The 7,421-nt window shown below is 24.8% G+C and carries 13 protein-coding genes; all 13 read right to left on the reverse strand.

What is annotated here, in order from left to right; all coding sequences use genetic code 11:
* On the reverse strand, positions 1-447 hold a 447-nt coding region (locus HUJ77_RS13580; RefSeq protein WP_291709491.1), incomplete at its 3' end, for a stage III sporulation protein AF.
* A gap of 3 nt (positions 448-450) precedes the next feature.
* Positions 451-1,665: a stage III sporulation protein AE gene (gene spoIIIAE / locus HUJ77_RS13585; RefSeq protein ID WP_291709493.1), complete on the reverse strand. Its 1,215-nt coding sequence runs from the start codon at positions 1,663-1,665 to the stop codon at positions 451-453.
* A gap of 8 nt (positions 1,666-1,673) precedes the next feature.
* The gene (spoIIIAD, locus tag HUJ77_RS13590; protein ID WP_291709495.1) at positions 1,674-2,057 is read right to left on the reverse strand and encodes a stage III sporulation protein AD; all 384 of its coding nucleotides are present in this window, start codon (positions 2,055-2,057) and stop codon (positions 1,674-1,676) included.
* Between the two features lie 9 nt (positions 2,058-2,066).
* A complete protein-coding gene (gene spoIIIAC / locus HUJ77_RS13595; RefSeq protein ID WP_291709497.1) occupies positions 2,067-2,264 on the reverse strand; it encodes a stage III sporulation protein AC in 198 nt (65 codons plus the stop codon).
* Between the two features lie 14 nt (positions 2,265-2,278).
* On the reverse strand, positions 2,279-2,797 hold the full coding sequence (gene spoIIIAB / locus HUJ77_RS13600; RefSeq protein WP_291709499.1) for a stage III sporulation protein SpoIIIAB: 519 nt from the start codon (positions 2,795-2,797) through the stop codon (positions 2,279-2,281).
* A complete protein-coding gene (gene spoIIIAA, locus HUJ77_RS13605) occupies positions 2,785-3,708 on the reverse strand; it encodes a stage III sporulation protein AA (RefSeq protein ID WP_291709501.1) in 924 nt (307 codons plus the stop codon). Before spoIIIAA ends, spoIIIAB begins: the two co-directional genes overlap by 13 nt.
* A gap of 282 nt (positions 3,709-3,990) precedes the next feature.
* On the reverse strand, positions 3,991-4,353 hold the full coding sequence (locus tag HUJ77_RS13610) for a CD1247 N-terminal domain-containing protein (protein ID WP_291709503.1): 363 nt from the start codon (positions 4,351-4,353) through the stop codon (positions 3,991-3,993).
* 97 nt (positions 4,354-4,450) lie between these two features.
* Positions 4,451-5,008, reverse strand: a complete 558-nt coding sequence (efp, locus tag HUJ77_RS13615) for an elongation factor P (protein WP_291709505.1) — start codon at positions 5,006-5,008, stop codon at positions 4,451-4,453.
* A 142-nt stretch (positions 5,009-5,150) separates the two neighbouring features.
* Positions 5,151-5,522, reverse strand: coding sequence for a hypothetical protein (locus tag HUJ77_RS13620; RefSeq protein WP_291709507.1), 372 nt, complete (start codon positions 5,520-5,522; stop codon positions 5,151-5,153).
* A complete protein-coding gene (locus HUJ77_RS13625; protein WP_291709509.1) occupies positions 5,519-5,932 on the reverse strand; it encodes a hypothetical protein in 414 nt (137 codons plus the stop codon). Before HUJ77_RS13625 ends, HUJ77_RS13620 begins: the two co-directional genes overlap by 4 nt.
* The gene (locus tag HUJ77_RS13630) at positions 5,910-6,533 is read right to left on the reverse strand and encodes a hypothetical protein (RefSeq protein WP_291709511.1); all 624 of its coding nucleotides are present in this window, start codon (positions 6,531-6,533) and stop codon (positions 5,910-5,912) included. Before HUJ77_RS13630 ends, HUJ77_RS13625 begins: the two co-directional genes overlap by 23 nt.
* Positions 6,523-6,903, reverse strand: coding sequence for a hypothetical protein (locus tag HUJ77_RS13635; protein ID WP_291709512.1), 381 nt, complete (start codon positions 6,901-6,903; stop codon positions 6,523-6,525). Before HUJ77_RS13635 ends, HUJ77_RS13630 begins: the two co-directional genes overlap by 11 nt.
* Positions 6,900-7,412, reverse strand: a complete 513-nt coding sequence (locus tag HUJ77_RS13640) for a prepilin-type cleavage/methylation domain-containing protein (protein ID WP_291709514.1) — start codon at positions 7,410-7,412, stop codon at positions 6,900-6,902. Before HUJ77_RS13640 ends, HUJ77_RS13635 begins: the two co-directional genes overlap by 4 nt.
* Between the last annotated feature and the right edge of the window lie 9 nt (positions 7,413-7,421).

Here is a 7,421-nt window from a genome sequence, read left to right on the forward strand (position 1 = left end):
TTTTATTTTTTCTATTTTAGAAACTTCTCTATTTTTTACACCTACTTCAACTTTATTAATTGAATAAGTTATATCTTCCATGCTTAAATTGCAATCAATATTACTTTTAAATTCAAGATCCTTAAATTTTTCCTTTAATAATCTATTGCAATTTTCTTGCAAATTCCCCTTAAATACAGCTTCACTTGTACTTTCTCTATTTTCACTTATTCTTTCCTTAGATTCTCCATTAACTAGGTCTATATATTCAGAAATATCGCTAGTTATAGATTTTTCTCCATTATTTATAAAAGAAACTATTGGGCTTATTAGTACAGATATTAAAATAGTTCCTAGAACAAATTTTAAGTATTTTTTCATACTATTATCAGGGGAAATTAATTCTATAGCAGAAATTAAAATAATCATACTTATTAAAGTTACAATAAACCCTTTTATCTCATTCATTTCCTAGCCTCCTATAACGAACTTTCCAGCAGAAGCCATTATGGCTAATAGAACAAAAAACATTAAGCTAACTGATAGTACACAAGACATTAGTAATATTAATGAATTACCTGCTGAAGCTAAAGAGCTAGTTATACGTTTATCACTTATAGGTTCTATAATAGCTGCAGTTAATTTATATACAAAAGAAATTAGAACTAACTTAATTATTGGATAAAGCATCATAATTACTATTATTATGAGTCCAATGGAGCTTACAGCATTTTTAATTATAAGTGAATATCCTGCTACAGAAGCAATGGCATCTGAAAAAGCTTTACCTACTATAGGAATAAAATTATCTATTGCAAATTTTGCAGTTTTTAATGTAACTGCGTCTATAGTAGATGAAGTTATGCCTCTTACTGTTAGTAGCCCAATAAATAACGTAAGTATAATCCCCTGAATCCAAATAGTTATTTGCCTTGTTAACTTGCATAGATTTCCAATTTTAAAATCATTAGAGATATTATTAGCAAAGTCTAGAACAAAGCTTATAAGTATTAAAGGTATTATGATAGTTGTATAAATTCTTGGAATTATTAATGTTGCTCCAATAATAATAGGGTCCATAGTAGCTGCTTGGGCAAAACCGCCTATTGAGCCAATCATCATAACTAGTACTGGTAAAATTGCAGCCATAAAGTTTGACAAGTCTTTTATTATATCCGTTGCAATATTAATACTTACCAAAAAGCTCTTAGATAAAATTATTATCAATATAGAATAACAAGCAAAAAATGCTATATTTGAAATTCCTTCACTTGAAAATGCTGATTGTAAGTTTTTTATTAAAGAGCACATAATTGCAATAACTATAATACTTACAGAAAATGAAAGTGCTGTTTTTACCTCTTTAAATAAAAAACTAATAATTGCATTACTAAAGGTTTTTACAGATAAATTTCCTTCACCATTTTTTATATATCCCTTTATATATTCTGCTGGATCTAAGTCATTCATTATTTCAATATCAAACTTCATACTATTTATATAGTTATATAATGAATTTAGCTTGTTATTTACTTCTTCATCCTGAAGTTCATTATTTTCTATGGAGTATTCAAAGTTATTATCCTTATCATTTGCTAAAGCAATTTTAGTACTAGAATTTATAAATGTAAGCACTATTATAGTAAATACAAATACAATTCTTATAGTAAATAATTTTTTAAACATATAAACACCTACAATATTTGTAAAATAGATTGTAATACAGCCATTAAAATAGGTATTGCTAAAGTTAAAATTAATATTTTAGCAGAAAATTCAACTTTACTAGCTATACTTGCTGCTCCTGCATCTTTACATATCTCACTACAAAATGTTGCTAAATATGATATTGCAAGTATCTTTAAAACAACTCCTATATAAACTATATCTATATTGGCCCTTGATGATATATCTTTAATAAAGCCTATTATGTCAGTTATACTAGTTAAAATCGATACAAAAAGAATTACACCAGCTAGTAATGATACTAATACAGCTATATCAGATCGTTTATCCTTAAATAATAAGAATATAAATAATGCAACAAGTGCAAAGGATACTATTTTTAATATTTCCATAATAATCTCCTATAGCATAAACATAGTTTTTACAGTGTTAAATAGATCGCTTATTAATCCAATTACTGTAATAAGTATAATTACTATTCCTGCAATATTTGTTATTACCGCTATATCATCTTTTCCACTGGCTTTTAAAACTTTATCAATAACTACAAGTAAGACACCCATAGCTGCTATTTTAAATAAAATACTTATATCTAGCATTTATTCCCCTCCCACTAAAATAAAAAAATTGCAATCATTGCACCTACACACATACCTATAGCACTATACATTTTATAATTCTTCCTTGCTAATTCATCTGCAGCTTTACAGTTCATTTTCATATTTTCAATAGTTAAATTAAATAGCTTATCTTGTCCATATATACCTGATTCTCCTAGCCCTTTAAGAAAGTCTTTAATTATCCCCTTATCTTCCTGAAATAAATTTAAGTTACCTTTACTTTTATGATATTCCTCCATAAATGCTTCATATACACTTTTAGATTCTCCACCTTCAAGACTTACTGCTACATTTGAAAGAATATCATCTATAGGGCTTTCTACCTTCATAGAAATATATTTTAATGCCTCAGGTAATGGTGTGTTGGAGTACATTACTTCATTATTTAAAAACATCACTGACTTTAATATGGATTTTAGCTGTTTACTTCTTCTTTTAAAGCTTTCTCCGTAATAAAAGCCTATATATGTGCAAGCAAAAAATATTATTGAAATGGCTATTATTTTAAGCATTTTAGCTCCCCTCCAGACATTATTGAATATATATGTTCTAATGTACCTGGTCCTCTTCTATTACTTAAAACAATCACTTTCTCTAAAATATTATCTTCTAATAATTCCTTAAAAACCTTTCTTTTATATATATCTTCAATGCTGTATCCATGAATTGTAACTATTATGTTTACTCCAGAATTAAATGCCATATTCAGTGATTCTATATCTCCTTCTGTACCAATTTCATCACATATTAATACTTCTGGAGATAAGCTTCTGATTGCCATAATCATTCCATCCCTTTTTAAGCAATTATCTAAGATATCTGTTCTAATTCCTACATCTAATTGTGGTATTCCATTAAAACAAGATGCTATTTCACTTCTTTCATCTATTATGGATACCTTTTTACCAGATAAATTATTAATAGGCATTCCATTTGAAATATTTCTAGCTAAATCTCTTAATATAGTTGTTTTGCCACATTTAGGTGGAGAGATTATTAAGGTATTACTTACACTATCATTTTCAACAATATATTTCATTATTTCATTAGAGCAGCCCTTAACTTCCTTGCATATTCTAATATTTATAGATGAAATATTTCTAATAGTTTTAACTTCTCCTTTAGATAATACACATTCACCAGCTATTCCTACTCTATGTCCACCCTTAATTGTAATATATCCTTGTTTGATTTCTTCTTCATAAGCATATAGAGAATAATTTGAAACTCTAATTAATATCTGTTTAATATCATTTATTGTAGCTATCTTATTTAATATAACTTCTTTAGTAGATAAATGAATTATAATAGGCTTGTTTACTTTTATCCGTATTTCTTGTACAGATTCCATTAATAAATATCCACTTACTTCATTACTTATATCTGATGGTAATATTCTTAATACTTCATCCTCATTCCACAATTTATCACTTCCTTTTCTATTGTTATATTTATGATTATTTCTATCTATAAGATAATATTCATACTAATAATTAAATATGTAAAATATTTAAAAATAACTATAAAAAAGGATATAGATATTATATTCTTCGCCAGCTGGTAATATCCAAAAGGCTAGAATATTATGTCTATATCCTATCTCATATATACTAATAATAAATTAATAAGAATATTTACAAGTAAATATCACTTATAAATTCTAAAATATAAAAATCCCATTAACATATGTTAATAGGATTTTTTATTATAGTGCTTCTTTATTACAAAATGGGCATGGTATTTTTTTATTCTCATTTATAGCTTCCTTTTCAACAAATAGAGGCTTATTACAGTTTTTACAGTTAATTTCTATATATTCTTCTTCTAGTTCAATTAATTCTTCTATTGAAACTTCTTCAAATAACTCATCTTGTAATCCAATAATATCTTCATCCATATATTTAATATTTTCTTCTAAAGAATCCTGCTTATAATCAATCTCCTCTATAGAATCAGATATGTCGCTAACTATAGATAGTATACTATTAAATATATCTTTATATTTAATATCTTCAACAGAAGATATTTCTTCCTTTAGTTTTTCTATTTTAAACTTTACTTCCTTCATATATCCACTTCCTTAAAACTAGAAATAATCTATTTTAATTATACCCAATTATTTAGAATTATAAATAAAAGCTAAGTAAAAACTTAGCTTTTGTTTATTATACTCTTTCCATGTATTCACCAGTTCTAGTGTCTACTCTAATTACATCTCCTTCATTAACGAACATAGGAACATTAACAATTGCTCCTGTTTCTAATGTAGCAGGTTTCATCGCATTTGTAGCTGTATTTCCCTTTATTCCTGGATCCGCTTGTGTTATTAATAATTCAACAAAGTTTGGAGCTTCAACTGAGAAAGCTTCTCCCTTGTAGAACTTAATTACTGCAAACATATTTTCTTTGATAAACTTTATAGCGTCTTCAACTTTCTCATAGTTTAAAGGTATTTGTTCAAAAGTTTCTTGATCCATGAAGTAGTATAATTCTCCATCTGAGTAAAGGTATTGCATTTCTTTTCTTTCAATTACTGCTTCTTGAAGCTTAGTTGTAGGATTGAAAGTTGTATCAGTTACTCCACCAGAAATTACATTTCTAAGTTTAGTTCTTACAAAAGCTGCACCCTTACCAGGTTTAACGTGTAAGAATTCTATAACTGTATAAACTTGTCCTTCATGCTCGAAAGTAGTACCTTTTCTTAAATCTCCTGCTGATATCATTAAATATCCCTCCAAAAACTTTATTACATATTTAGTATAACTCTTTTAGTAGTATAACTCTTTTATCAACTAAATAGTCATAACTTCAACATTGTTTATGACATAACAAAAATATTTTATCAAAATTCACAAATAAATGCAATTATTTATATATAAGATTTGCCTCTATTGATACATTATTTTTTTCATAACTTAAGTTATAATCAATTATTTCATAATATTTTATATTTTCAATATCACTTAATACATCTTTTTTGCTGCCATTTAATAAACATTTGATTTTCCAACTTCCATCTTCTAGTTTATTATAGCCTAAAATAGTGACAGTCTTATAATTAATAAAATCTTTCTTTATGTCCTTTATATTTTTCACATTTTTACTTATAGTTATACTATCTACTTGTGTATCCACTATATTTTCAACTTCCGCATCATTACTATATCTCAATAATATATAACATTGTAAAAAACTTATAATTACTACCATAATATATAGTGCATATTTCTTTTTCATAGCTGAACCTCTACAGAAATATTTTTTTCTTTAACCTCTACAGATTTTATTTTAAAATCCTTTTTTTCTTCTATATTATATACTTCCTCCATAGAATCCACTTCAATAAAGCCAGCATTATTATCAATTTCTATTTTTTTAATATTGTCCATAGAATTAAGTATTAAAATTAATTTATCATTATTAATATTTTTATAGATTATATTAGAAATAGTATTTGTATTTGAAACAGGTACCGTTTTATTATTCTTTAATTCATTAGATATTTTAGAAATAGTATTAGGAATTATAAATATATTTACAATTAATAACAGTAAAATCAACTTATTGTTATTTTCATTAGAATTTTTCTCTATCTTATTGATAAAATCATCTGAAATGAAATTTTTATTCCTTACATATTTTTTCATATGTATCAACCCCTAAATCTATAGAATAATTAAAGGATATATTATCTACATCTATATATTCTTTATCCTTTACTAAAACAATTTTTTCATTATTTACTTGACTTAAATAGTTTTTAATATCATTTGTATCTATAGTTGTAATTATATCAACAATAATACTATTACTAATTTTCAATAGATAACTTACATTATTAAACTTATATAGTATTATAATATCTTTAATATTTTTCATTTTACTTTTCACAAAATCTTTAATTTTAAACTCAAGGACCTCAATTCTTAAATCTTTTGCAGTTTCACATAACTCTCTAATATTATTTCTTATAGAGTATAAATAAACATTTTTATATTCCTTATCTACTTCATAATGAAATAAAAGATTATCTTTATTTTCAAAATCCTCATATATTTTATTATCAATAAATTTATCAACACTTTTACTTGAGTAATTATATTTTTTTATTAAAATACTTTCAGGACACAAAATAATTCTTCTGTTTTTGCTTATTTTATTAAGTAGAGATTTTATATCAGCTCTACTATATCTTATTCCTTTGTAATAATATCTTTGTCTATATACAATAATACTATTAATCAACATTAATATCTCCCATAATATTTTTTGTTTTATAATGAGTTGGTACCAAAAATTTTTCTCCTTCTTTTTCCTTAACTTCAAGTTGAAAATAAGTATTAGAATTGGTACTCTTCTTTACTAAATAATATAATTCTTTCCTCTTAATGAGTTGATATTTATTGTCACTATAGGTATAATTTTTATCCTTATTAATTTTCTTTAAAATAATTTCCTCTTCAATATCTAAGGATCTCTTATCTGGATAGCTTTTAAATGTATTAGCTTTAAGATAATTAGATTCAATTAAAGTAACAGAAATGCTTACTATTAGTATTACAAGCATAAATATTATTAAACTTTGAATAAATGCAAAAGCTCTTTTCTTATATTTCATAAGCACATAATCCTTTTATCATTATTTTTATTAGTAATTTGTAGATAATAAATTTTATCTTTTTTTATAATACTAAAGCTTGTAACATCAATCATTATTATATTAGTACCTACTTTAAACTTATTTTTATATGTTTCTAAAACAATTTTCCCTTTAGTAGCATCAAACTTTATCTCTTTTCTTTTTATATCACTTTCACTATTATCTATTCTGTAGTTAATAACTATTAAGCCTTTATTATCTATAATATTATCCTGTATATTTATAGATTCAATCATATATCCTGTTAAAAGCCTTTCTATATTAAGAACTGCATCATCAAAGGGATTTTGAACTTTCGAATTATTCATAAGAACTGAATAATTTTTAATAATTAATATAAATGAATTAATTGCCAATGTTAATACTATTAATTGAATTAACATTGATACATTTAATTCAATTAATGTAAATCCCATTTTTTTCTTATTAAATTTCCATCCAGTAGGATTTAATAAATTCCCTTTCATTTACTTTAC

This window comes from Clostridium sp. (genome assembly GCF_021443865.1).
In the GTDB taxonomy this organism is placed as follows: domain Bacteria; phylum Bacillota; class Clostridia; order Clostridiales; family Clostridiaceae; genus Clostridium.